This is a genomic window from Cupriavidus metallidurans CH34 (assembly GCF_000196015.1).
GTDB classification, from domain to species: Bacteria; Pseudomonadota; Gammaproteobacteria; order Burkholderiales; family Burkholderiaceae; genus Cupriavidus; species Cupriavidus metallidurans.
Genome location: NC_007974.2, coordinates 1,112,092 through 1,137,108 on the forward strand (window position 1 = coordinate 1,112,092; position 25,017 = coordinate 1,137,108).

The 25,017-nt window shown below is 65.4% G+C and carries 21 protein-coding genes; 9 read left to right on the forward strand and 12 right to left on the reverse strand.

The window, feature by feature from the left end; translation table 11 throughout:
• Positions 1 to 5 precede the first annotated feature (5 nt).
• The 4 genes from RMET_RS23225 to RMET_RS23240 are packed head-to-tail and all read left to right on the forward strand — an operon-like array spanning position 6 to position 4,833.
• On the forward strand, positions 6 to 260 hold the full coding sequence (locus RMET_RS23225) for a YtcA family lipoprotein (protein WP_008643890.1): 255 nt from the start codon (positions 6 to 8) through the stop codon (positions 258 to 260).
• Positions 257 to 1,306: a multidrug transporter subunit MdtN gene (gene mdtN, locus RMET_RS23230; RefSeq protein WP_011518968.1), complete on the forward strand. Its 1,050-nt coding sequence runs from the start codon at positions 257 to 259 to the stop codon at positions 1,304 to 1,306. Before RMET_RS23225 ends, mdtN begins: the two co-directional genes overlap by 4 nt.
• Positions 1,287 to 3,278 carry an FUSC family protein gene (locus tag RMET_RS23235; protein WP_011518969.1) on the forward strand — a complete coding sequence of 664 codons (1,992 nt, stop codon included), beginning with the start codon at positions 1,287 to 1,289 and terminating at the stop codon, positions 3,276 to 3,278. Before mdtN ends, RMET_RS23235 begins: the two co-directional genes overlap by 20 nt.
• Positions 3,271 to 4,833: a TolC family protein gene (locus tag RMET_RS23240; protein WP_011518970.1), complete on the forward strand. Its 1,563-nt coding sequence runs from the start codon at positions 3,271 to 3,273 to the stop codon at positions 4,831 to 4,833. Before RMET_RS23235 ends, RMET_RS23240 begins: the two co-directional genes overlap by 8 nt.
• A 7-nt stretch (positions 4,834 to 4,840) precedes the next feature.
• Here RMET_RS23240 and RMET_RS23245 read toward each other — a convergent pair whose 3' ends face one another.
• Positions 4,841 to 5,692: a beta-hydroxyacyl-ACP dehydratase gene (locus tag RMET_RS23245; RefSeq protein ID WP_011518971.1), complete on the reverse strand. Its 852-nt coding sequence runs from the start codon at positions 5,690 to 5,692 to the stop codon at positions 4,841 to 4,843.
• Positions 5,693 to 5,867: 175 nt separating this feature from the next.
• On the reverse strand, positions 5,868 to 7,547 hold the full coding sequence (locus tag RMET_RS23250; protein WP_011518972.1) for a site-specific integrase: 1,680 nt from the start codon (positions 7,545 to 7,547) through the stop codon (positions 5,868 to 5,870).
• Positions 7,548 to 8,111: 564 nt separating this feature from the next.
• Here RMET_RS23250 and RMET_RS23255 point away from each other — a divergent pair.
• Together RMET_RS23255 and RMET_RS23260 are read left to right on the forward strand one after the other, a co-directional pair.
• Positions 8,112 to 9,263, forward strand: coding sequence for a sensor histidine kinase (locus RMET_RS23255; protein ID WP_011518973.1), 1,152 nt, complete (start codon positions 8,112 to 8,114; stop codon positions 9,261 to 9,263).
• The gene (locus RMET_RS23260) at positions 9,260 to 9,904 is read left to right on the forward strand and encodes a response regulator (RefSeq protein ID WP_011518974.1); all 645 of its coding nucleotides are present in this window, start codon (positions 9,260 to 9,262) and stop codon (positions 9,902 to 9,904) included. The genes RMET_RS23255 and RMET_RS23260 overlap by 4 nt, the downstream gene beginning before the upstream one ends.
• A gap of 30 nt (positions 9,905 to 9,934) precedes the next feature.
• On the opposite strand, the gene RMET_RS23265 is transcribed toward RMET_RS23260, so the two are convergent.
• Complete coding sequence (locus RMET_RS23265; protein WP_011518975.1) at positions 9,935 to 10,387, reverse strand: universal stress protein; 453 nt, start codon at positions 10,385 to 10,387, stop codon at positions 9,935 to 9,937.
• Between the two features lie 198 nt (positions 10,388 to 10,585).
• On the opposite strand from RMET_RS23265, the gene RMET_RS23270 reads away from it, so the two are divergent.
• Positions 10,586 to 11,434: a universal stress protein gene (locus RMET_RS23270; RefSeq protein ID WP_011518976.1), complete on the forward strand. Its 849-nt coding sequence runs from the start codon at positions 10,586 to 10,588 to the stop codon at positions 11,432 to 11,434.
• Between the two features lie 75 nt (positions 11,435 to 11,509).
• Here the strand turns inward: RMET_RS23270 and RMET_RS23275 are convergent, their stop codons facing one another.
• Together RMET_RS23275 and RMET_RS23280 are read right to left on the reverse strand one after the other, a co-directional pair.
• The gene (locus RMET_RS23275; RefSeq protein WP_011518977.1) at positions 11,510 to 12,868 is read right to left on the reverse strand and encodes an MBL fold metallo-hydrolase RNA specificity domain-containing protein; all 1,359 of its coding nucleotides are present in this window, start codon (positions 12,866 to 12,868) and stop codon (positions 11,510 to 11,512) included.
• Between the two features lie 104 nt (positions 12,869 to 12,972).
• Positions 12,973 to 13,797, reverse strand: a complete 825-nt coding sequence (locus tag RMET_RS23280; RefSeq protein WP_011518978.1) for a universal stress protein — start codon at positions 13,795 to 13,797, stop codon at positions 12,973 to 12,975.
• 400 nt (positions 13,798 to 14,197) lie between these two features.
• On the opposite strand from RMET_RS23280, the gene RMET_RS23285 reads away from it, so the two are divergent.
• Positions 14,198 to 14,971, forward strand: coding sequence for a helix-turn-helix domain-containing protein (locus RMET_RS23285; protein ID WP_011518979.1), 774 nt, complete (start codon positions 14,198 to 14,200; stop codon positions 14,969 to 14,971).
• Between the two features lie 20 nt (positions 14,972 to 14,991).
• On the opposite strand, the gene RMET_RS23290 is transcribed toward RMET_RS23285, so the two are convergent.
• A complete protein-coding gene (locus RMET_RS23290; RefSeq protein WP_011518980.1) occupies positions 14,992 to 15,933 on the reverse strand; it encodes a GlxA family transcriptional regulator in 942 nt (313 codons plus the stop codon).
• Positions 15,934 to 16,076: 143 nt separating this feature from the next.
• On the opposite strand from RMET_RS23290, the gene RMET_RS23295 reads away from it, so the two are divergent.
• A complete protein-coding gene (locus RMET_RS23295; RefSeq protein ID WP_011518981.1) occupies positions 16,077 to 16,877 on the forward strand; it encodes an SDR family NAD(P)-dependent oxidoreductase in 801 nt (266 codons plus the stop codon).
• 33 nt (positions 16,878 to 16,910) lie between these two features.
• On the opposite strand, the gene RMET_RS23300 is transcribed toward RMET_RS23295, so the two are convergent.
• The 6 genes from RMET_RS23300 to RMET_RS23325 all read right to left on the reverse strand — a co-directional run bounded on the left by RMET_RS23300 (position 16,911) and on the right by RMET_RS23325 (position 24,920).
• On the reverse strand, positions 16,911 to 17,561 hold the full coding sequence (locus RMET_RS23300) for an FMN-binding negative transcriptional regulator (protein ID WP_011518982.1): 651 nt from the start codon (positions 17,559 to 17,561) through the stop codon (positions 16,911 to 16,913).
• A gap of 260 nt (positions 17,562 to 17,821) precedes the next feature.
• The gene (locus tag RMET_RS23305; RefSeq protein WP_011518983.1) at positions 17,822 to 18,829 is read right to left on the reverse strand and encodes a DUF58 domain-containing protein; all 1,008 of its coding nucleotides are present in this window, start codon (positions 18,827 to 18,829) and stop codon (positions 17,822 to 17,824) included.
• A 17-nt stretch (positions 18,830 to 18,846) separates the two neighbouring features.
• A complete protein-coding gene (locus tag RMET_RS23310) occupies positions 18,847 to 19,827 on the reverse strand; it encodes an AAA family ATPase (protein ID WP_011518984.1) in 981 nt (326 codons plus the stop codon).
• Complete coding sequence (locus RMET_RS23315) at positions 19,824 to 22,358, reverse strand: fused MFS/spermidine synthase (RefSeq protein WP_011518985.1); 2,535 nt, start codon at positions 22,356 to 22,358, stop codon at positions 19,824 to 19,826. Before RMET_RS23315 ends, RMET_RS23310 begins: the two co-directional genes overlap by 4 nt.
• A gap of 195 nt (positions 22,359 to 22,553) precedes the next feature.
• Positions 22,554 to 23,630 carry an HAD family hydrolase gene (locus tag RMET_RS23320; RefSeq protein WP_011518986.1) on the reverse strand — a complete coding sequence of 359 codons (1,077 nt, stop codon included), beginning with the start codon at positions 23,628 to 23,630 and terminating at the stop codon, positions 22,554 to 22,556.
• Between the two features lie 63 nt (positions 23,631 to 23,693).
• Positions 23,694 to 24,920: a formylglycine-generating enzyme family protein gene (locus RMET_RS23325; RefSeq protein WP_011518987.1), complete on the reverse strand. Its 1,227-nt coding sequence runs from the start codon at positions 24,918 to 24,920 to the stop codon at positions 23,694 to 23,696.
• Between the last annotated feature and the right edge of the window lie 97 nt (positions 24,921 to 25,017).

Sequence of the window (25,017 nt, forward strand, 5' to 3'; positions counted from 1 at the left end):
CTCGCATGGCCATTATCGGCACGTTGACTTGTCTACTTGAAGGATGCGCCGGAGCGCCTTCGGTCGGCCTGTTTGGCGCTTATTTTCCATTGTGGCTGTTAAGCGCCGTCATCGGTATTTTCGGCGCCGTGGTTTCGTACCGCGTGTTCGTGAAAACCGGTTGGGCGGAAACTGTTCGTTCCCAATTAATTGTCAATACAGCAATTGGCCTGATCATCGCCGAGATCGTCTGGCTGATCGGTACGGGGCATCTCCTATGAAAATGGCCGGCGTTCAAAAGGGGCCGCTGCGCGGCCGGGTCATTACCCTGGCCATCGTGCTGGTGGCCGTGTTGCTTTCCGTCTATGCCTATGAGCGCACCGTGCACCATCCGTCGTCGGACGATGCCACGCTCGACGCCGATGTCGTTCATGTGGCCTCGCCGGTAGGCGGACGCATCGCCCGCATCGCCGTCACCGAGAACCAGCACGTAGCCAAGGGCGACGTGCTATTCGAAATCGACCCTGTGCCTTACAAGCTGGCGGTGGACCAGGCGCGGGCAGACCTCGAACTCGCGCAGGCGGGCCTCGGCACGCGGCGGCGCACGATCGTCAGCGAACGCGCGGCCGCGTCGATCGCCTCCGAGCAGACCACGCGCGCGGCGCAAAACTACGCCTTGACGGCACGCACGGTGGAACGCCTGCGCCCGCTGGCCGCCGATGGCTACGTGCCAAAGCAGCAGCTCGACCAGGCCCAGGTGGCGCAGCATGACGCGGCGGTCTCGCTCAAGCAGGCGAACGTCCAGCACTCGGCATCCACGCAAGCCATCGGCAACGACGACGACGCCATCGCCGCGGTCCACGCCCGGGAAGCCGCGCTCGCAATCGCCCAGCGCGCGTTGCAGGACACCGTAGTCCATGCCCCGCAGGAAGGCCGCGTCACCGGGCTCTCCGTGCTGGCCGGTGAAGTCGTGATTCCAAACCAGTCGCTGTTCCTGCTCGTTCATACCGGCGAATGGTTTGCCGTGGCGAACTTCCGGGAGACATCGCTAGCCGATATTCATATCGGCGACTGCGCCACGGTCTACTCGATGATCGACCGGCGCAAGGCGATACGCGGCACCGTGACCGGCATCGGCGCGGGCATCACCGATACGGAACGGCTCAACCTGCCGCGCTCGCTGCCCTACGTGCAGGCCTCGGTGAACTGGGTACGCGTCGCCAAGCGTTTCCCGGTTCGCATCCGGCTCGAAGATCCGCCCGAGACGCTGGCCCGCGCCGGCGCCAGCGCAAACGTCGAGATCCGGCATGGCGCAGCCTGCCGCTGACAAGCTGCGCCTCGGCCTGGGCGACATCGGCGCCCTGCTCGCGCCGACGCCCGGCCGGGCGGCCGCCACCACCCGTATCACCGTGGCGAGCGTGCTGACGGTGCTCGTCACCGCCATCTACGGCACGCCGGAAGCCGCTATCTCTGCCTACGTCATCTTCTTCATCAACCGGGAAGATCGCACCGTCAGCATCGTGATGAGTGTGGCAGCGTTGGTGCTGGTCAGCCTGATCATTGGCCTGGTGATCGTGCTGGCCAACTTCAGTGTCGACGATTCGCTGCGGCGGCTGGCCTTCATGGCCGTCCTGTCGGCCGCGCTGCTGTTTCTCACGTCGGCCAGCAAGCTTCGGCCGATCGGCGCCATCGTGGCAATGATCATCGGCTTCGGGCTCGATGAACTCGGACTGGTCCCGGGCGGAGAGGCCGCCACGCGCGCCCTGCTCTACGCGTGGCTGATGGTAGCGATTCCGATTGGCGTGAATGTAGCGGTCAATCTCGTGATGGGACCTTCGCCACGCCGGTTGGCGGGCGACCGGCTCGCCCATTGCCTGCGCATGGCTGCTGCCAGCCTGCGACAGGAGGACGCCGCCCCGGCCATGCTCGTCCCGCTGCTGCGCGACGGCACGCAACCCGTCGGCATGTGGCTGAAGCTGGCGAAGATCGAGGGGCTGTCCCGCGCCGAAGACCTTGCGGCGCTGCGACGGGCCGCCGCGTCGACCACGGCCATTCTGATCGCCGCCGACATGGCGCTCCGGCAGCCGAACGCCCGCTTGCCGGCCGCCTTCCGCACCCCGATTGCGGACACGCTCGATCAGATGGCGGCGATGCTCCAGGCGGGCGGCTACCCGGTGGAAATCACGCTGGCGCTTCCCGCGCTCGAATCGCTCGCGCCAGTGCAGCAGGCCATCGCCGTGGAACTGCGTGACGCCATCGTCGGCTTCACCGATGCGGATGCACCGAGCGCACAGGCCAACGCGGCCCTCGCCGAGGCCCCCAACGCAACGGAAGAGAAAAAAGGCGGATTCCTCAGCGCGGATGCCTTCACGAATCCCGAGCACATCCGCTACGCGCTCAAGACCACCGGCGCGGCAATGTTCTGCTACGTGCTCTACCAGCAACTGAACTGGCCTGGCATCCATACCTGCTTCATCACGGTCTACCTGGTATCGCTGTCGACCGCGGCCGAAACGGTCGAAAAGCTCTCGCTGCGGCTGGCTGGCTGCCTGATCGGCGCGCTGATCGGCACTGCCGCGCTGGTCTATGTCGTACCGTCGATCGATTCCGTCGGTGGGCTCCTGATGCTGGTCTTCACGGGCACATGGGTAGCCGCCTGGGTCGCGCAGGGGTCGCCCCGTATCTCGTATGCGGGCTTCCAGATCGCGTTCGCGTTCTACCTCTGCGTGATTCAGGGAGCCGGACCCGGCTACGACCTGACGATTGCGCGGGACCGGACCATCGGCATCGTGATCGGCAATCTGGTGACATTCCTGGTCTTCACGCGCATCTGGCCGGTCAGCATTTCAGGGCGGATCGAAGCCGCGCTCCATGACATGGTGCGGCAATGGCGGCAACTAATTGCCACGCCGCGGCGCGAAGCACAGCGGCAAAACGCCGCCGCCGCGTTGGCGCTGCATGGCGCCATCACGCAGGACCTGATCCTGGCCAGATATGAGCCGGCATTGGTCGGCCCCGGCACTGACTGGATCGAGGCCCGCCAGCGCCATCTGGCAACGCTGGACGCCGTAGCCGGTCCGCTTTTTCTGCTGGCGGAGCGATTTCCGGGCGATCCGGAGGTCGATCGACGTCTGCAGGCCGTTCGCATGGATGGCCACGCGCCCGTAACAAGCGCGGCCCCGCTTTCTCCGCAGCATTCCCCGCGCGACGCGCTGCTCGCCCTGGTTGACCGGCATCTCGCCGCTCCGCGCCAGGACGATCCGCCGGCCGCCGCCACCGGATCACCGTTGCATGCCTAGAACAGGATTACCGATTTTCCCGCTGATGCTGCTCGGCGCCAGCCTTGCCGGTTGCGCGACGGCGTCGCTCGACCTTGCGCCGGAGCAGCCCGATCGTCCGTGGCAGCCTACGACCACGGCATCCGGAGAACTCGTGCCGGGCAAGCCCTCCGCAACGGCCAACACCGGCAAGCCGGCCGACTACCGGCTGCCAGCCAATTCGGCGCTGGCGTCGATCACACCGCCAGCGGCACTCGATCCGGCGTATCCCTACACGTTGCCCGAGCTGATCGACATGGCCGAATCGGCGAATCCGATAACACGCGTGGCCTGGAACGATGCACGCAACGCCGCGCTGGCTGCGGGGATCGCGAAGAGTAGCTATCTGCCGCAGATCTCCGCTTCCGCGCTGGGCGGCTACCAGAATGGGCACGGTTCGGTATCGGGCGCACTCGGATCGGTCGGCACAAATTCGTCTGGCCACGGCGGCGTGGGCGTGCTGTCGCTGCAATGGCTGCTGTTCGATTTCGGCGAGCGCGCGGGCATTGTCGAAGCCGCCGAACAGACTTCGCTCGCGGCAAACATTGCGTTCACGGCCGCCCACCAGCGCATCATCCACGACGTCAGCGTGGCGTTCTACCGCTATCAGGCAGCGCGCACCCGCGCGGGCACCGTGCAGCAGGCCATGGAAAACGCCGATGCCGTGCTGGCAGCCGCCAAGTCCCGCTTTCAGCGCGGTATCGGTACCGTTGTGGAAGTTGCCCAGGCCACACAGAACCGCGCGCAGACCAACCTGGCGATGGTGCAGGCGCGGGGCGCGGAGACCGATGCCTACCTGGCGCTGGTCACCGCGATCGGCATCTCGCCATTGTCGAAGCCGCGTATCGCCGAGATGCCAGTCCGTCCGCTGTCGCCGGCGCTGCATAGCTCCGTCGAGCAGATCGTGGAATCAGCCATCGCGCGGCGACCCGACGTGCTGGGCGCCTACGCAATCGAGCGGGCCAGCCAGGCCAAGGTCAAGGCGGCCGAAGCCGAATTCCTGCCCAAGGTGTTCATGTCGGCGTTCACGTCGTATGCGTCGGGCGGGTCTTCGATTACGGCGATCCCCTCGGTGGCCCAGCAGGCGCCAACCGTGAACCTGAATGGCTACCGCTATGGCGCCAGCGTGTTCCTCGGCATTACCGTGCCGATCTACGACGGCGGGCTGCGGTCGGCGGTGCTGACGCAGGCGCGCAACGACGCCGACAGCGCGTCGACCAAACTCACGCGGGCCAAGGAAGAATCGGTGCGGCAGGTTGTGGTCAGTCAGAGCGCGCTCGAAACCAGCCTTGCGGCATACGAAGCCGCCAAGGCCCTGGCCGACGCCGCCCAGATCACGTACGACGCCGCGTTCGCGGCCTACCGCAAGGGCGTCGGCACGGTCACGGATGCCAACCTGGCCCAGAACCAGCTACTGCTGGCGCGGAATGCATCGGCCGACGCTTACAGTGGCGCGCTATCGGCGGCAGCCGCGCTGGCCCTGGCCACGGGAGCGGTCGGCGCGACACCTGAGCCGGGCGGCTGGGCACCGCGCTGAGCGCTGACTACGCGCCCGCCAAGGGCTGCTCCGGTCCGATCATGACCACGAGACTGCCTACGTGGATGACGGACTCCTCGCCGATCCGGATGTCACCACCAAAAATCACGGCATTGGAGCGCAGGCGGTCGATGCGGACATCCAGCGTCAGTACCGTGTCGTAGGGAATGGTCCGATGCACGGTAACGTCGCGCATCAGCCCGACCAGCACCTGCGCCGGCGAGGCGTTGTCCTGGCTCAGGCAGAACAGCGTGACGCCGGCCTGGCCGAACGACTCGATCGCCAGTGAGGCCGGATATGCGGCGGGCGGGTGCGCCCCCAGAATCGGGGATTCACGGTTGATGACCTTCGTGGCCAGGATGTGCTCACGCGGAGTGAAGCTGCGCACGGTGTCCAGCAGCAGGAATGGGTAGCGATGCGGCAGCAGGCGGGCGATGTCGGGATGCGTCAGCGCCGGTGCCTCGCTGGCAACGTCACATTCGAGCGGCGCCGAAACCGGCTCCGCGTTCGGCACGCACACGATCGTGGCTTGCACACGCGCATTGCCCTGAACGTGCGCCACGGCAAGACACGTAACCTGATCGCCGTCGCGCTCGACGATGGACACATCAAGTCCGACGACATCTCCGGGCACGACCACGCCGAGGTACTGAACCCGTTTCACGCGCCGCGCCCAGGCCTCCTGGCCGAACGCCTGACCGGCCAGCGCCGCGGCCATGATCAACATGCGATCGAGCATCAACGCACCGGGGTAAACGGGATTGCCAGGGTAGTGACCCAGCGCGAACAGATCGGTACCGCTGACAAACAGCTGGTCGCGCAGCGCAGTGGCCGCGCAGGGAATCTCGGAATGCGACATGAGGAGGCTCGACAAGCAGGCGGAATGATCCGTCAGGCTAGAGCACCGAAGCAGCCCGCCGTTTGCGTTGACGCAATCTGATGCAATCTGGGCGATGCCCCGGGGGCCAGGCTTGGGAATACCGCTGTCCGCGTTCGAGCCATCCGTCACATGGCCGGCACGTGTCTGTTAGCCGTCACTGGAACGCGTCGTCCATCTGCCTGGCACGCTTCACATCGTCGCCATGTAGATACAGTGACGTGGTCGAGACCGACGCATGGCGCAGGTTGTCTCGCACCGTGGTCAGTTCCGCGCCGCGCGCCAGCGCATGGGTGGCGTGCGTATGGCGCAGCCAGTGTGGGCTGGCGCGGCGCAGCTTTTCGGCGGTGGCCGGGCGTTCGGCTTCGAGCTGGTCGGCGGCGGTGCCGAAGAAGCGCTTGATCACCATCCACAATCGCGCGCCGGTGATGCCGCCGGCTTCGTCGGAACCTAGATTGCCGACGATCGGCGTCGTCGGGTCCCAGAGGGCGCGTGTCACCGGCAAGCCCCGCTCAACCAGATAGCGGTCAAGCGCGTTGCGGGCCATCGTCGGCAGCGCCACCCTGCCCGCCTTCGCGCCCTTGCCCACCAGCCGCAACCAGTGATCGCCGTGCACGTCGGTTTCGACATTGCGCAGCGTGGCGCCGACCAGTTCGCTCGCCCGCAGTCCCGTCGCGTATGTGAAATCCAGGATAAAGCGCAGCCGTTGGGCGGCGGAGGCTTCCCAGCCGTATGACCACTCCAGGCCATCCGCGATGCTGCGCGTCAGCAGCCATTCCCCTTCGGAGAACGCGTGCGATACATCGAGCGCGGCCGTCTTGGCGCCGCCCCGCACCTTGATGCCGGCGAACGGGTTGGCCAGCACGTAGCGTTGCTGCACCAGCCAGCGAAACAGCGCCCCAAGCACCTGCAGGCTGTAGGCTGCCGAGCGTGGCGACAGCCCGTCAGCAAACGGCTTCCAATCCGTGGCGCCACGCGGCCGGGCGGGCCCTACCCAGCGTTCGCGCGGCGCGGGTTGGCGCAGGAAGTTCCGGTAGGCCGTGGCGTCCTCGGTGGTCAGCGACGACAGCGGCCGCCCGCGCTCGATGATCGCCCAGAGGATCAGCCTCTCGGCTTCCTTGCGATAGGCACGCAGCGTAGACGGCGATTCGTGCAACCCCAGCCACGCTTGCACAGCCGCGTAGTCGTTGTCCGCGTTCAGCGTGGAGGTCTCGCGCGGCGCGCGGAACTGGCCGAGCGAGCCGTCCACCTCATGCGGCAGTCGCCCCATCTTCTCCCAGGGCACGATCACGCCGCGCGGCTCGGCTTCGATTAGCGCCCGCGCGCGAGCCGTGAGTTGCGGATGGCCGGCGAAGAACGCCTCGATTCGCCTGGCGCCCGCCACTCCCAGCCCGGAAATGCCGCGCCACCACTGGCGCCGGCGCGGGATTCGCACAGTGAGGTCAGCCAGCGTGTGAATGTCGCAAGCGCGCAGGGCCTCCACGGCAGTCGGTGCCAGCCACAGGCCGATATCGTCGGAAATCGCCGGTGCTGGAGGCGGCAAGCCACGGAGTGTTTCGATTGCGTGGTCTGCTTCCCTACCCTTCGCCGCCCGTTCGGCGGCCGGGAATTCGAACAATTGCGCAAGATCTTCACGCAGCCGGTAGCGCGCATAGGCGGCAAGCTGCCGGCGAATCTTGCTCACCATCCCGCGCGAGGACTGGCCCGTGGCCCGCGCATCGTCCAGATACCGAGAGACCGCGTCACGCGTGGAAAGTCCCGCATGCCAGGCTCGCAGGGCGGCCAGGGCAGCGGCGTCGGGAAAGTCCATGTGCGTGGCGGTCGGGCGATTCGTCATGGCGGAATCTTAACATTTACCCATGCCATTGCGATAACTTTTCTTATCGCAATAGCTTGATCATGGAAGCAAACCCATGGCTGGTGATCTGCGTCGGAGGCACCGCAACGCTATCGTCTTCCACTGTCCAGCCTTCCGCCTGCACCAAGTGATGAATGTCGGCCCTGCGGTATAGCGTGATCACCTTGAGGGGGTATTGGCGACAATATCTCCCACGATAAAAATCGCCCGATATCGTATTAATAGACCGAAATAAGAAAATGAAATACCAAGGCGTCAATAATCAATCGCCACCCCGATTTGGTAACAACGATCTCTACTGAGTCCGAAACTGCGTTCCTGCTGCATTCGCATCCTCCTGATTCACCCATGACGCACGCTTGACGCTGCCGGAGCCCGGATTGCTTGTACTCCGGGCACGAAACCGGTATAGCGCTTGCTCGATGGATATTGGGCACACGCGTGGCGCCACCCCCATGTTTCATCGCATAATTACGAATACAGATTCTGGCTGGAGCAGCAAGTCGCCCGCCACCGACCACGAATCCAGGACAGGAGTTGGGAATGGGGCCGGAAGCCGTGACGGGCACCGATGACAATGGCGACCGGCGAATCGCCGAAAACGAAACACGGCTGGCGGGAATCATCCGCTCGTCGATGGAAGCCATCATCTCGGTGGACGAAGAACAGCGCGTGGTGCTGTTCAACCCGATGGCGGAAAAGCTGTTTGGCTTGCCGGCGGAACAGGCCATGGGCCGCCCCCTTGGCGATTTCATCCCTGCCCGTTTCCGCACTGCCCATGCGGCGCACGTCACGCGTTTTGGCGTGACCGGTGTTTCCGACCGGCAGATGGGGCGCCAGCTCACGCTGCACGCCCTGCGTCAGGACGGAACCGAATTCCCGATCGAAGCGTCGATCTCGCAGACCTCCGATGGTGCCGGACACAAGCTTTTTACGGTCATGCTGCGCGACGTCACCGCTCGCGTGCGTGCCGAGACTGCGCTGCAGCGGTCCCGCGAGGAACTCCAGGCGCTGTCGGACAGCATCCTGGCAGCGCGCGAGGACGAAAAGCGACGCGTCGCGCGCGAGCTTCACGACGATCTGGGCCAGCGCCTGAGCGCGCTGAAAATGGATCTGGTGATGCTGGAGACCGACTTGCGTACCGACTGCGGCGCTGTGCGTGCGCTCGGACAGGTCAGCGCCATGCACACTGTCATCGACGAAACCATCGCCGCCGTGCGCAGGATTTCATCCGATCTGCGGCCCGCGTTGCTCGATGAACTGGGCCTCGCTGCCGCGCTGGACTGGCTGGCCAAGGATTTCAGCCGGCGCTACGCGATTCCGGTGAGCACGCGGACCCCCGAGGAGATCGACGTCACCGAACAAGCCGCCACCGCTGTGTTCCGGATCGTCCAGGAGGCGCTCAACAACGTCGTGCATCATGCGGACGCCAGCGAGGCCTGGGTAACGCTGACGCACCAGAACCCGAACCAGAACCACGATCACGACCAGTACGTGCTGCGCGTGCACGATGACGGGCGCGGCTGGAACGGCCAGCCGAAGGACGGCGCGCGACGCTCGTTCGGCCTGCTTGGGATCCGGGAACGGGCACGCCTGCTGGGTGGCACGGTGTCCATCGAACATTCGCCCGGCGAGGGCTTCGAACTCGTCGTCACGTTTCCGGGTCATCCGGATTGCAAGGAGACCCAGGCATGATTCGCGTGATCATTGCAGACGATCACACTGTGGTGCGCAACGGATTGCGCCATATCCTCGAACGCACCAGCGACTTCGAGGTGGTTGGCGAAGCAGCCCGCGGTACCGAAGTGCCACAACTCGTGCGCGAGCTGTCGCCGCATGTCATCCTGCTGGACCTGTCGATGCCCGGCCGGAACGGGCTGGAACTGATCCGGCAGCTGCGGACCGATCATCCGGCACTACGAATCCTCGTGCTGACGATGCACGCGGAGGAACAGTATGTGGTCCGCGCCTTCCGTGCCGGCGCGGCTGGCTACCTGACCAAGGAAAGCGCGGCGACAGAACTGGTGGAGGCGCTGAGGAAGGTGGCCGCGGGCGGCACCTACGTCAGCCCCGCCATGGCCGAAAAGCTGGCGCTGGGCCTGCAGGAAAAGCCCGATGCGCCGCACGAGGGCCTGTCGGATCGTGAACTCGAGGTCTTCCGGCGCATCGTCGACGGCGAGTCGCTCACGCAGATCGCCGCCGCGCTGTGCGTCAGCGCCAAGACGGTCAGCACCTACAAGATGCGCCTGATGGAAAAACTCCAGCTTCGCAGCGACGCCGCGCTGGTCCGCTATGCGATCGAGGCGAGGCTGTTCGGCGACGAAGACAAGCTATAGCGTCGTGACCCCCAGCCACAGCCCCGTCGTTCAGGCCGCCTCGCCGCGAATCAGCAGCACCGGCTTGCTGGTCTTGGCCACCACACCTTCAGAGACGCTACCCATGATCATGCGGCGCACACCGCGTCGGCCGCGCGTACCCATCACGATCACATCGGCTGGCCAGCGGTCGGCATAGCCGACGATCGCGCCGGCGATGTCACCCGGCACCGCCGACTTCTCTGCCAGTTCGGTTTGAAACCGCACGCCAGCGTCCTGGAGACGGCGAGCGGCGGCAGCCAGGGCCTTCTTGCCGAAGTCCGTCAGCCCATTCAGGATGTCCTGCGGATTGACGAAACCTGCCTCAAGGAACACTTCGCCCTCGTCCACCACGAACAGGACCTTCACCTCCGCGCCCATGCCCTTGGCCAGCCCGGCTGCCTGCGCAATGGCCAGGTCGGAAGACGGGCTGCCATCCACGGCAACCAGGATGCGTTCATACATATCGGTCTCCTCAGTCCGGGCCACGTGCCCTCACTGACCCAGCATAGGACGTGCCAAGGCTCCATGGTTGATGTATCGCAAGACGACCCGAGCCCACCGAATCAGGCGCTCTTGATCTGTCGCAACCATACGCGGCACATCACGCATACATTTGAGACCCAAATGGCGCCGAAGCGCCTTGCTTTTTCAGGAGACCACATGGACATCTCGGCGATCATGGTCCACGTCGATGCCTCGCAATCAGTGGAGGCCCGGCTCTGTCATGCCGTGGCGCTGGCCGGATCGTTTAACGCCACGCTGATCGGCCTGCTCTCGCTAAGCGCGGACGAGCCAGCGTGGGTCTACCGCACTGCGGACGGCCGCCGCGAGCGCCAGGCCTACGAGCCGGATCTTGGCGCCGCATGTGAAGCCGCCCGGGAAGCCTTCGATATCGCCACCGAAGCCGCGACGTTTGCCGTCGACTGGCGCGTCGGCGAGGGCGCACCCACCGACGCCATCCAGTGCGAAGGCCGGCTGGCCGACCTGCTGATCGTCGGCCAGCCGGACCGATTGAACACCGACAGCGAGGTAGCCCGGCACTTCGTTGAGACGGCCATTCTTTCGAGTGGCCGCCCGGTGCTGGTCATTCCTCAAGGGCCGCTGCCGGACGCCTCCACCTTCCCCTATAGCTCGATCGTGGTGGCCTGGAACGGTACCCGCGAATCCGCGCGTGCGCTGCATGACGCGTTGCCGTTGCTCAAGCGCGCCACCCAGGTCGACGTGGTGTCCTGCATTCCTCCGCACGCGCGCCGCAAGGCCGAGCTCTCCCCGCCCGCCTACGCGGCAAACTGGCTGGCTCGGCATGGCGTGCACGCGAGCATGGTCGAGATGGTGCTGGAACGATCGGCCGATATCGGCGAGTCACTGCTTGCCATCGCCGGCCAGCGCCGGGCCGACCTGCTGGTTTGTGGCGCATATGGCCGGGGACTGCTGCGCGAGGAATTGCTGGGTGGCGTGACGGACACCGTGCTGCGCCACGCCACGATTCCCACCCTCTTTTCCTACTAGCCGCGCCGACACCCCTTGCTCGGGCGCTCAGTCGAGCGCTTAGTCGAGCGCTTAGTCGAGCGCTTAGTCGGGCGCTTAGTCGAGCGGATAGATACCCCGGTACTCGGGCATCGTGACATCCCAATGCAGCGAATGCTCGATGCGCTGGCGTAGCGCATCGGCGGCACCGGGCTCGCCGTGGACGATGAACGTCTGCCGTGGCGGCGTCCCGATGGCACTCATCCAGTCCATCAGCCCATCCGCATCGGCATGTGCCGAGAAATGGCGAATCTGTTCGACTGAAGCACGCAGTTCGACTTCGCGCCCGTGCATACGCAATGTGCGCTGACCGGACGCCAGCGTCGCCCCCCGCGTTCCCGCCGCCTGGAACCCCACCAGCAGAAAAGTGCTGCGCGGGTCCTGCCCGAACGATTCAAGGTGATGCACCACGCGCCCGCCGGTCAACATTCCGCTACCGGCCAGGATGATTTTCGGCTGATCCACCCGGTTGATGCGGATCGACTCCTCCATGCTCCGGGTCGGAATCGCCACCGAACAAGCAGCCGCGCACGTTTCGGGGTCGATGCGCAGTTCGTCCGTGTGCTCGGTGAGAATCCGCGTGGCGTCAATGGCCATCGGGCTGTTCAGATAGATGGGCACATCGGGAAAGCGCCGTCGCTGGCGCAGCCGGTAGAGGCAATACAGCAGCAACTGGGCGCGCCCAACCGCAAAGACGGGAATGATCACGCTGCCGCCCCGGGCAACGGTCTTGCGGATGATATCGGCCAGCAGCTCGATGGGATCGCCCTCCGGGTGCAGGCGGTCACCGTAAGTCGATTCCACGATGAGGTAATCCGCCGCGGTGGGCGGCTCCGGCGGCCGCATCAGCATGTCGTCCTGCGGGCCGAGGTCGCCGGAGAACAGGATGCGCCGGCCCTTGGCATGGATCGTCACGCTGGACGAGCCAAGAATATGGCCCGCGCGATGAAACTCCGCTTCCACACCGCGTGCGATTGTCACGCGCTTGCTGTAAGGCGCGGGCTTCAGATGTTCCAGCGCATGCATGGCATCCGCCACGGTATAGAGCGGCAGCGCCGGTTGATGACGCGAATACCCCTTGCGGTTGGCATAGTTGGCGTCTTCTTCCGCCAGATGGGCGCTGTCCGGCAGCAGCAGGCCGCAAAGCTCCGCGGTTCCCGTCGTACAGTGCACGCGCCCCTTGTAACCGCGTTTCACCAACAGGGGCAGATAGCCGCTGTGGTCGATATGCGCATGTGTCAACACCACGGCATCGAGACTTTCCGGGCTGATCGGAAAGCGATCCCAGTTACGTAGCCGCAGGGCCTTGTAGCCCTGAAACAGTCCGCAGTCGATCAGCACCCGCGCTTCTCCGGTGTCGATCAGAAAGCGCGAACCGGTCACGGTGTCCGTTGCCCCAAGGAACTGGATGTGCATGGTCTGTGATGTTGGTGTTGGCGTCGTCAGTAGCGGTGTTGTCAGTATTGCCGTAGCCGCTCACTGGCTTTGAAACGATGGCAAAACAGTACGTACCACGCGCTTCAATGCGACATCAGCAGTGGCACCGGTGCGTTGCGCAGCAGCGTGCGCGTGGTTCCGCCCATCACGAGTTCGCCGAGCCGTGAGTGGCCGTAGCCGCCGGTCACCAGCAGATCGGCTGCCTCGTTGCGCGTCACGCGCATCAGGCTGTCAGCTGGCGACGCGGCCTCGTCGATACGCAGCGAAGCGCTGACGCCGTGATCGGCCAGCCAGCGCACGGCCTCGGCCGCGCCATGCTCGTTCGGCCCCGCGCCGCTGAGCACCACCTGCAGGATCACACGCGATGCCAGTGCCAGCAGCGGCAACGCATCTCTCATAGCGCGCGCGGCTTCGCGCCGCCCGTCCCAGGCCACCACGACGGTGCCGCCCGGCACCAGGCTGCCACCAGGTGGTATCACCAGAATCGGACGGCCAGAGTTCAGCAGCACATACTCGGCGGAAGTGGCCATCAGCGCCGGCGTATCTTGCGCCAGCGACGGCGGCGCCGGCAGAATCAGATCGCTGCTGACACCGCGCGAGGTCAGCGCCCAGCCCGCCTCCTGCTCGACCACCACGTGTGAAATCTCGATGCCCCGCCCACGTCGCGCCACTGCCGCATCGAGCGCAGCGGCATCGGCCTGTTTCAGGTTGCGCAGCATGTCGGCGCGCATCTGCTGATAACGCGCGGTCTCCTCGCCGGCGCTCCGGAATGGATCCAGCAAGGTGCCAGTGGCGGTCAGTCCGACGACCCGGGCGGTGAACAGCGACGCCAGCGTCAGCGCGGCATCCAGACGCGCATCGCGCGCCGGATCAGCGGCAAGATCGACGAGAATGGTCTTGAAATCCATGGGGGCTCCAGGCAAGGGGGCGATCGGGCGGCAAGAATGGATACCGTCTTGTGCACTTTAATCGCCAAAGATGCTCCGCGCTTGCCTCAAGTCAAATACATGACGGCCAGGAAACCAAACATTGTCGGTACAAGTCGCGGCAATCAACCGTCTGAAGGAGGACTCAATCGAAGGCGAACTACCTTGCCTCGGCTATCGGGAGCACCTGTGCTGCGCGTAGGCAAAGCCCGACCTGTCAGGTAACCCTTACACGCGCACTCCAGACCCTGACACAGGTATCAGCCGACGCTGATTTCAGCCTTTCCGATCACAAGGCATACTTCCGCGCAGATGGGGAGTTATTCAGATCAAAGAACCTTGATTTGGCGGTGAACGCCTGACGGCCCCAGGGGAGAGCATCATGTATGAAGTGGTAGAGGGGTCAACCGTCGAAGCAGGAATGGATGGGGAATGCACCGGACATGCGCACGCGCCGAGCACGACGCGGCATTTCCAGGCGCGCTGCATGGATTGCGGCCTGCGCCGCCTCTGCATCGCCTCGTCTCTCGAACCGGAGGAGCTTCCGCAACTGGAAGCCGTGGTCAGCCACTGGCGCATGGTGCATCGTGGCGAATACCTGTACCGCTCCGGCGACAAATTCCAGAACCTCTACACCGTCCGGTCGGGATCGCTGAAGACCGTGGCCACCCACGCTGGCGGCCATGAGCACGTCACCGGCTTCTTCCTGCCGGGAGAAACGGTCGGCCTTGGGGCGATTGGCGAAGGCGAGTATGACTGCGACGCGATTGCGCTCGAAGACAGTGCCGTCTGCGTGCTGCCGTTCTCACCGCTCGAAGGACTGTGCCGCGACGTCAAGAGCGTGCAACAGCATTTCCACCGGATGCTGAGCCGCGAGATCCTGCGCGAGTCCAAGCAGATGATCCTGCTGTCGGGCATGACTTCGGAACAGCGTGTAGCGGCATTCCTGATCAACGTGTCGTGTCGCCTGCAGGAACGCGGCTATGCTTCGCGCGACTTCACGCTGCGCATGACCCGCGAGGAAATCGGCAGCTACCTCGGCATCAAGCTCGAAACGGTCAGCCGCACGTTCTCCCGCTTCCAGCGCGAAGGCCTGATCCGCGTGGATGGGAAGCGCATCGAACTGTTCGATATCGAGGCGCTCGCGGCCATCTGAGCCGCTGGCACCAGCGCCTGCTACTCACGGGCCTCCCGCCGCACCGCCTGCGGCGGCACGCCGAACCCCCGCAGGAACGCCTCGCGCATATGGCGCCGGTCTCGAAAGCCGGCCTCCCGCGCCACGACTTCCAACGGGTGGCGACTCTGTTCGATCATCAGCCGCGCCGCTTCCAGCCTCAGATTCTCGATCGCCTTGGCCGGCGACTGCCCGGTCTCCGCGGTGAACACGCGGCTGAACTGGCGTGGGCTCAGATGCACCGTCTCCGCCAGTTCCTCCACCGTCAGTGCCTGGCTCAGGTTCTTGCGCGCGTAATCCAGCGCACTCTGGATACGGTCGGATTTCGGCGCCATATCCAGTAGCTCCGAGTGCTGTGACTGTCCACCCGAGCGCCGCTGGTGCATCACCAGCTTGTGGGCGACCGACCGCGCGATGTCCGCGCCCAGATCCTTTTCGACCATGGCAAGCGCCAGATCCAGGCCGGCCGTCATGCCCGCCGACGTCCAGATCGCGCCATCGACGATGTAGATGCGATCGTCCTCTACCTTGATGTCCGGATGGAGCCGTTTCATGTCGCGCGCGAAGGCCCAGTGCGTGGTCGCGCGTCGGCCATCGAGCAGACCGGCTTCCGCCAGAATGAACGCCCCCGTGCAAATCGACGCCGTCCGGCGCGCGCGCGGCACCGCCTTGCTCACGAACGCCAGTACCGGTGCGGGTGTTGGCTGCGCGACTGGGTCGCCAACGCCGGCCAGCACCCAGGTATCGACGGCCACGCGCGCGCTTGCCGCGTGCGTCTCTACCGTCATCCCCAGCGAAGACACGACCGGACCACCGTCGATCGAGTAATTCCTGATGCGATAGAAAGGCTCGCCGGCCACGAGATTCGCGTACTCGAAGACGCTCTGCGTCGCCAGCGCCATCACCTGAAAACCGTCCGTCAGCAGGAAGCCGATGTTGTGCATGATTGGCCTCGTCGCACCCATGTCCTAAAACATGACCATAATCGTCATTTCTGCCATGGTCAAGTCGCTTTACGATGCAATGCATGGATTCAACGCATCCCGATTTTCGAATCCCCATCGCACGACATCGCAAGGAGAACACCATGACGCAAACTCATCTCGGCACGGCCCTGGTTACCGGCGCATCCTCGGGCATCGGCGCCATCTACGCAGACCGTCTGGCACGCCGCGGCTATGACCTGATCCTCGTCGCCCGCAATCGCGACAAGCTCGACACCCTGGCCCGGCGCATCACTGACGATACGCAGCGCGTGGTCGAAGTCTTCCCGGCTGATCTCAACGACCGCCAATCGCTCGCACGGGTGGAGGAAAAGCTGCGGCAGGACGCCAGCATCACGCTGCTGGTCAACAACGCAGGCGTCGGCACGCACACGCCACTGCTCGACAGCGATGTCGATGCCATGAACCGGATGATCGACCTCAACGTCACCGCGCTGACGCGCCTGACCTATGCCGCCGTGCCGGGATTCGTCGCGCGCGGCCGTGGCGCGATCATCAATATTTCGTCGATCGTCGGCATCGCGCCCGAAATCCTGAACGGGGTGTACGGCGGCAGCAAGGCGTTCGTGCTGGCATTCAGCCAGTCGCTGCATCACGAACTCGCGGCCAAGGGGCTGCGCGTGCAGGCGGTACTGCCGGGGGCGACCGCCACGGACTTCTGGGAAACCGGTGGCCTGCCGATCGAACATCTCGACAAGGCGATCGTCATGCCGGCTGAAGCGATGGTCGATGCGGCGCTGGTAGGCTTCGATCGTGGCGAGCTGGTGACGATTCCACCGCTGCACGCGATCGAGCAATGGAATGCGTATGAAGGCGCGCGCCAGGCGATGGCGGGCCTGCTATCGACCAACACTCCCGCGCCCCGGTACGCGACGGGACGCTGAGAGGCGGAAGGCAAAGGGTGGAAGGCCCGGGAATTACTGGGTCTCGCCCCGCTCCTTGGCATCTGCGCGGGCCAGCATCGCTTCGCCGAGCGTTGTGCTGCCCTGCTCGGCCAGCGCCGTGCCCGCGCCACGGATGTCGCGCACTTCCTTGTTCTGACTCAGCTTCAACTTGCCTTCCAGTCGCGTGATCTCGATCTCGATACCGACGATCGCCTTGAGCATCGTGTCGACGAAATCCGACGGGGCGTCGGACATCTTCCACGGCCTCGGTTGCGTGGCCTCGTGCGTGCGCGTCAGATGGGCCACGACGCCGCGCACGAAGCGTTCATCGTCGCGAATCGTGATGCGACCGTGCGCGTGCACGACCATGTAGTTCCACGTGGGCACCTGCTTGTGGGCCTCGTGCTTGCTCGGATACCAGTTCGGCGAGATATACGCATCAGCGGCGCGGAAGATCACCAGTACCTCATCACCGTCCGCCACGTCCTGCCAGACCGGGTTGGCGCGGGCAACGTGAGCCTTCAGCATCCCATTCGGCCCTTGCGAGGGATCGAGATGGAAGGGAATGTGATTCGCATCCAGACCGTTCCTGCCATGCGTGACCAGCGTGCCAAATGGATACGCGGTCATCAACGCATGGAGAGCCTCAGGGCGCGATTCTTCGAAATGGGCAGGGACGTACATGAGAGTGCTGGGCGTGGGGGTGTAGGGTTCGGAATGCAGGCATTGTCATCGGAAACTGGAGCCGAGTGTAGCCGCAGTTTGCGGTTATCGCCCACACGCTGATCGAGAACTGCTAGCTCAGCGGAATCGACCCAGACGTTGACCCAGACGTTGACCCAGATGCGGCTTGTTTTTCGGCAGGAGTCGCCGCCAGTTGAGCTTCGCCGTCATAACGGCCAATTGAGGGTGCTTGGACTGCACATCCGGCCCGAAGCTGCGTTCTATGCCCTGCCGCGCCGCGGCGACGCATCGGCAGGGTATCCCAGCAGCCGGCGCAGTTGCAGCGCCGTATCCTCAGCTGCCGATACCGGGAGCAGCGGCACGCCAATCCCGTTGTGCCACTCGACCAGCGCCGCATTGTGATCGTCCGCGAAGCGGTGAATCGCACTCCGGAGCGTCTCCCGGCCAAAGCCGAGTTCCACCTGCAGTTCGCCGTCGCTGACCACGAGGTGACCGGAGTCGGGTAGGTTCAGCAGGAACGGGTCATAGACCAGCACCGACAACATGTCGTTGCGACGGCGCAGTTCGAGCATCAGGTCGCGGGTCTGCGCATCGTTGCCGCTGAAGTCGCTGATGACGATAACCAGATAGTCGTGACGGGCCAGTTGCAGCGCGTGTTGCAACGCCGCGTTCAACTGGCTGGCGCCCTGGCTGGCCGGGGCGTCCGCGCGCAGCGCCTGATTGTGGCGTGCCAATTCGCCAAGCAGGTGAAGCACGCCGTGCTGGCTGCGCTGCGGTGTCAGCGCGGTCACTTCCTTGTCGCCGAAGACGACACCGCCCACGCGGTCCCCCTCTGCCACCATTCGCCACGTGGCCAGCGCGGCCACTTCCGCCGCCGCCACCGATTTCATCGCACGGCGGCTGCCGAAGAACATGTTGATGCGCTGATCCACCACCACCAGCGCCGGGCGTTCCTTTTCCTCGGCATAGACCCGTACGTGTGGTTTGCCAGTTCGCGCCGTCACGCGCCAGTCCATCGTCCGAACGTCGTCCCCGGGCAGGTAGGGGCGCAATTCCTCGAAGGCCAGCCCACGGCCCCGCACGCGTGACCCGTGGCGCCCCGACAGCAGGCTGTGCACGGGCTGGCGCGACAGGAAATGGAAGTCCCGCGCAGCAGCCTCAAGCGCGGCCAGCGATGCCGCATCGACATTGACGCCGGGCGTGGCGCTGGACGGAAGCGTCTTGTGCTGGGCCGGCGAGCGGCCGAGTGCGGCGGTATCGGGTTTCATAACGGAGCCGGATGGCCTCAGGCCACCGCCACCCGCTGCACCAGGCGGTCGATGACCGCGTTTGCGCTGACCCCCGCCGCGTGGGCGTCGTACGAGAGGATCAGCCGGTGCCGGAACACGTCGTGCACCACCGCCTGCACGTCCTCGGGGGTGACGTAGTCGCGCCCGCGCAGCCAGGCCATCGCCCGCGCGACCTTGTCGAGACCAATCGAACCACGCGGGCTCACACCCACCTCGATCCAGCGTTTCAGATCGTCGTCGAGACGCGCGGGCTCGCGCGTGGCCTGCACAAGCGCGACGATATAGCGCTCCACCGGCTCGCTCACCTTGATCTCGTGGATTTGCCGGCGCGCGTCGAACACTGTTGCCGGGGACATGCGAGTTTCGCTACTCCCGGCATCGCCCTGATGGGTGTCCGGTTCTTCCTCGGCACGCGCCAGCCGGATGATCTCCGCTTCGGCATCGGCCGCAGGATAGTCAACGTTCACGTGCATCAGAAAGCGGTCCATCTGCGCTTCTGGCAGCGGATAAGTGCCTTCCTGCTCGATCGGGTTCTGCGTGGCCATGACCAGGAACAGCCGTTCCAGCGGGTGCGTATTACCGCCCACGGTGACCTGCCGCTCCTCCATGGCTTCGAGCAACGCCGATTGCACCTTGGCCGGGGAACGGTTGACTTCATCCGCCAGAATCAGGTTCGCGAACAGCGGACCGGGCTGGAAGCGAAATTCGCCCTTGCCGCCTTCGCTGTAATAGATGTCCGAGCCGGTGATGTCGGCGGGCAGCAGGTCTGGCGTGAACTGCACGCGCGACAGCCGCGCGTCGAGATGCTTCGCCAGACTCTTGATGGCACGGGTCTTGGCCAGCCCCGGCAGGCCTTCCACCAGCAGGTGCCCGTCGGCAAGCAGCCCAAGCAACAACCGCTCGATCATGCGTGCCTGGCCGACAATGGTTTCGCCCATACGTGCCTGCAGCGCCAGAAAATCGTCGCGAGCGCTCATTGCGCGCCTCCCGTGAACCAGTTGTAGTACGGATTGCCCGGATCCTCGCGCATCACCTGCGTGATATCGCGCAGCCATTGCTGGCGGTCGCCCCGGTATGCATCGAGCCCGGCGCGATAGAACAGATGCAGGTTGGCCCGCTCGCGCCGGATGGCGACTTGCAGTGCGTCGTCCGCGCCTTGCAGTTGCGGCTCGGACGAGAGATTCAGCAACTCCTCCAGCACGGGCGGGAACGACTGCTTGCGCACCCAGCCCGAGTATTCGATGCGCGGACGGTCGTCTGTAACGGCGGGCGCGTCGCTGGCAAACCAGTCGAGGCCGGTGCGGTCGGTCACGTAGGTGGCCAGCAAGGCGGCGGGCGATGCCACGCCGACGGACCGCAGCGCGGCGCTGACCCCGGCATCGGCGAAACGCGACTGAATACGCGCCACGTCAAGCGTGACCGGCTGCAATGATCCAACCAACAGCATCTCGTGCAGTTCGGTGGTCCAGAGCGTGGCGTGCGGAAACACATCGAGGAAGCTACGCACCAGCGAGCGGGTGTCCTCGGGATTCTGCGTCGGCAGGGGCAGCCATTGCGCCACAATGCCGCCCGTCTCCAGACGCTGCGCGGCGAGACGATAGAAATCGCGCGAATACAGGTTCACGACACCGCTGGCCGACGGCGGCGGCGGTTCCAGCGTGATCAGGTCGTAACGCTGGGCGCTTTGCAGCAGCTCGCGCCGACCGTCGCGCAAGCGGATGTCGACGCGCTTGTCGCCAGTCACGCCGTAGTTACCCTGGAAGTTCGGCGCGGCACGCACCACGGCGGGCAGCAACTCGGCCACTACCCGATGCTCGAGCCCCGGATACTGCAGCAGCGCGCCTGCGGTAATACCGGTCCCAAGGCCGATCACCAGGGTGGAGCGCGGTGCGCCGTTGTGGATCAGCAGGGGCAGCAGCGCCTGCAGCCGCATATAGCGCAGCGACGTCATCGTATCGCCGGAATTCGATACGCCCTGAATATAGAGCCGCCGGAACGGTTGACGGGCCTTGCCCTGCTCGACCACGGCTACCGTGGCGCCGCGGCTTTCCTCGTAGAAAACAAGTTCACCGCCGCGCGTCTGCGCCAGCAATGCGGCAAGCCGATCGGCCGGCGTCACCACGGCCACGATCAAGGTCACCACGGCCAGCAACGGCACGGCCACCCGTGCGAAGCGGTGCACGCCGGTGCCGAATGCGGTAGCCAGCAGCGCCACGACGCCGCTCGCCACGGCCAGCACGCCGAGCGTATGGACCACGCCGATCCACGGCACCAGCACGAAGCCGGCCAGCACCGAGCCAGCAATACCGCCCAGCGTATTCACTGCAAGCACGGCGCCGAGCCCTGAACCGGGGCGCGAGACATCGACGGAGAGTCGCACGACATACGGAAACGCCGCGCCAAGCAGCACCGTCGGCACGAACACAATACAAAATGCCGCCATGCCAAAGCTCGCGCACATGGCGGCAAGCTGGCTGCCGGTGGCGCCGAGCACGCGTTGTGACACCACGGACTGGGCGGCCGGGAGCCATTCACCCAGCCATGCGAATTCGACCAGACCCGCCAGCCCCGCGCCGACAACCAGCGCCGCGAACACACCCCAAGGGTCCCTGGCTCGATCGACCTTGCGTGCCACCAGCGCACTGCCAAGCATGAGGCCCGCCAGATACGTGGCAAGCATCACCGCGAACGCGAATGCGCGCGTGCTCAGGAACTGGACAATGGCTTGCGACCAGACCACCTCGTAGCCAAGCGCGATACCGCCGGCCAAGGCATAAAGCGTGAGCGCCAGTGTGCGCTGCCCAGTCCTTGGCGTTGCCTCGACTTGCGCCTGTGGCACGGTCTGGGTGGTCGCTTTGGGGGCGCGGCGGACCATCCAGTACGCGCCGAGTGCGGCCAGCAGGTTCAGCGCGGCTGCCGCGCAGGCGCTACCCGTGACGCCGAACGCAGGAATCCACACAAACCCCGCGAGCAGCGTGCCCGCAATGGCACCGGCCGTGTTGGCCGCGTAGAACCGGCCGCCGTGGCCACCGAGTTCGTGCTCGGCGGGCGTCACCGCCCGGAGCAGCGCCGGCAGCGTGCCGCCCATTGCGACCGCGGGCAGGCCGACCAGCAGCACCGGAAGCGCCCACGCCACGGCCCCCGCGCGCAACTGCAGCCATGCGAACGGCGCCGCCGCATGAGCCAGCGCCAGCGTCGCGCCAATGCCCAGCAAGGCAATGGCGACTTCGAGCCAGAGGTATAGCCGCCAGGCGGAGGTACTGCGATCGGCGTGACGGCCAACCAGCCAGCCGCCAAGCGCCAGGCCCGCGAAGAACGCGCTGACACCGGTGGTCACCGCCTGCACCTCGACGCCGACCACCAGCGAAAGCTGCTTGATCCACAGCACCTGATAAACCAGGCCCGCGGCGCCGGACAGGATCAGCAGCAACGCGGGCCATCGCCATGCGGTCGACCGCGGCACGGCTGCAGGCTCGGATGCTTGGGCTGGCCGCCGTTTCGCACGCATCCCCTGCCCCAGCTTACGGTCGGCTGCCGTCACGTTTCTTGCCGCGCTTGTTGCCTGTGAAGTCTGCCAATCGAGGGCTCCGCTATTGTTGGTGTTGTGGTTTGTATTGTTCCGTCCGCGCTGGCAAGGCAACCCCAAGGGTCAACTGAAGTGTCAACTGAAGGGTCAACGGAGGGGGCAGCCTGAAGGGGCATCTCACGGCTTCGCGGCGGGATAGATCTGAGCCCAGTCCTTCTGCATGCTGATGACGGTCCAGCCACGCGTCGTCGCTTCGTCAAGCGCCTTGTCGAGCTTGCCGATCTTCGACTGGCGATCGTAGGCGAACTCGCGCTGGGCATCGTCGTGGTGGACCAGCATGGCCAGGCGCGCGCCGGTGCCGGCCATCGTGTATTGCAGCATCTGCAGGTCGCCGTCGGAGTTGCCCACCGCCAGGATCGGCTGGCGGCCAATCTGGCGATAGATGCCGACCGGCTTGCCCGGGCCATCGTCGATGAAGTCGAGTTTCGGACCACGCATCAGCACCGGCTTGCCGTCGCGGACGTCATAGGTGATTGTCTGGGTCGAGCCAACCACCTGCTCAGGCGGAATCCCGTACACGCGCTCGGTCCAGGGACGCATGAACTCGATCGTGCCGCCGGACACGATATACGTCTTGAAGCCGTTGGCCCGCAGGTACGACAGCAGTTCCAACTGCGGCTGGTAGACGAGGTCCGTGTAGCGCCGGTTGAGCTTTGGATGCCGCGCCGTATCGATCCATGCGCGAATCGTGCGGTCATACTCGTCGACGGTCATGCCGCTGTTCGCCGCCGTGATCAGGGGCAGCAACCGCTTTTCCTCGCGCATGAGCCCGGCCATGTCATTGGCCATCAGCGCCTTGAACGCCGGATTGTTCTTCCATTCCGGATGTGAAGGCGCTGCCGCCTTGACCTGATCGAGCAGGAAGAAGAACTGGAAATACAGCGGCTGCTCGCTCCACAGCGTGCCGTCGTTGTCGAACACGGCGATCCGTTCAGCCGGGGGCACGTAGGTCGGCGAGCCCTGCTGCGTCACGTCGGCCACGAACTTGATGATCGTCTTGCGCGTGGCCCCATCGCGCCAGGACGGCAGTGCCGCCTCGGCATTGACGGCGGTCTGCGCCGATTCCTGCGTGCCGCCAGACTGCGGCGCGCTGGATGCGCATCCACCCAGCGTGGTGGCGGTGGCGCCAATGACAAGGGCCGCGACCGCGGTATTGATCCAGCGTCGCAACCACGGTGCGCGGGCGTGTTCCATCAGGTTCTCTCCGGTTCAGTGCGTCTCTTGTATGTCTGCTTTGCGGCTTGCCGCTTCGATGCGTTATTTCTGCACGTTCTGCTGCCCGCCCGCGGCCATTGCCACGGCTGGCTGCTTGCGAACTTCTGCCCAACGGGCGTCATCCATCACGAGCCGGAAGCCTAGGTGCGACATGCTGGTGTACGGGTCGGTACCGCGCCGGGCACTCGGGCGGTAGCTGAGGCAGAAGTCCTCGTTGCAGAGGAACGAGCCACCGCGCGTGACCCGCTTGGGCGCCGACACCGGCACGCCAGGTTCGGTCGGGTCCCACGAATCGGCCGGGCCGGTCGGATTCTGCAGCACTGCCGCCACCGTGGCTTCGCGGCGGAACTGGTCCGCGCGATACCAGTCGGCCACCCACTGCCAGGCGTTGCCGGTCATGTCATAGAGCCCATAGCCATTGCCCGGGAACGTGCCGACAGCACTGGTGCCAGCCGCGCCGCCCGCCTTGGCGCTGACCACCGGGAACGGCTGCACCTGCTGGCCCTGCCAGACATTCGCCATCTGCCGGCCATCCGGCGCGAACTTGTCACCCCAGGCGTAGGTGGCCTGCTCCAGGCCGCCACGGGCGGCAAACTCCCACTCGGCCTCGGTGGGCAGACGCTTGCCGGCCCACTTGGCGTACGCCTGCGCGTCTTCATACGAGACCTGCACGACGGGATGATTGTCCTTGCCTTCGATGGAACTGCCCGGGCCGGTCGGGTGACGCCAGTCCGCGCCAGGTACGAAGCGCCACCAGCGCCAGTATTCGCGCAGCGGCACCGGGCTGTTGGTGCCGACGAACACCATCCCGCCCGCGACCATCGCACTGTCAGGCGGGCGTGGCGTGCCGGCCGGAAGCTGAACCCTCAGCGTCTCCCAGTCCGGCTTGCGCTCCGCCGTGGTCAGGTAGCCCGTGGCCTCGACGAACTTGCGGAAGTCGGCATTGGTGACGTGGTGCTGATCCATCCAAAAGGCCTTGACCTGTACCTTGTGTGCCGGGCGCTCGTTGGCCTGGGACATCTTGTGGTCACTACCCATCAGGAATTCGCCGCCCGGGACATGCACCATGCCGGCCGGGCCGCTGACGCCGTCGCCCGCGCGAATCGACGCGGGGTCCACGCCCTGCCCATTGTGCCGGCTATACCAGACCGTGCCGGCTGCGCCCGCCCCGGCCATCCCTACGACCAATGTGCCCAGCCACATGCGCCGCCGCCACGATGACGGCGCCGCGCTCGCGGCCGCCGCTCTTTCCTGCTGTTTACGTGCCATCAGTGTTCCTTGCCCGGTGCAATCCTGAACTCGGGCAGTATGAGCATCCTGGCTCGGCGAAGGAATGCAATATTTTATTGACTGATCTGAATGATTT